Raw genomic sequence first — 322 nt, 5'->3', positions numbered from 1 at the left:
ATTAGCCGCAAAATATGCCGATGCAGTCTATTCAGTGTCGGGGAACTTAAAGCAAGCAGAAAAATTTCGCGACAAATTAGTCGAACAAGGTAAACAAAGCCAAGACAGTAATAGACATAATAAAATATTTCCTGGCTTAGTAACCTATGTAGGTCATACTCATGAAGAAGCTTTAGCCAAAAAAGCAGCATTAGATGAGCAATTACCTCTTGAAACAGCCCAAAAGCGGTTGAGTTTCTTTATTCAGCAAGACTGCATGAATTGGGAGATTGATAAAGAAGTACCACAATTACCCCCAGTAGAAGAATTCACTGGTCCAGTT

At 38.8% G+C, this 322-nt stretch carries 1 pseudogene; it reads left to right on the top strand.

The window, feature by feature from the left end:
- Positions 1–322, top strand: a pseudogene (locus JKP73_RS22375) (LLM class flavin-dependent oxidoreductase); the annotation flags it as partial.

This window comes from Virgibacillus salexigens (assembly GCF_014905415.1).
Lineage (GTDB): Bacteria > Bacillota > Bacilli > Bacillales > Amphibacillaceae > Virgibacillus > Virgibacillus salexigens.
This window is presented reverse-complemented; position numbering and strand designations above follow the sequence as displayed.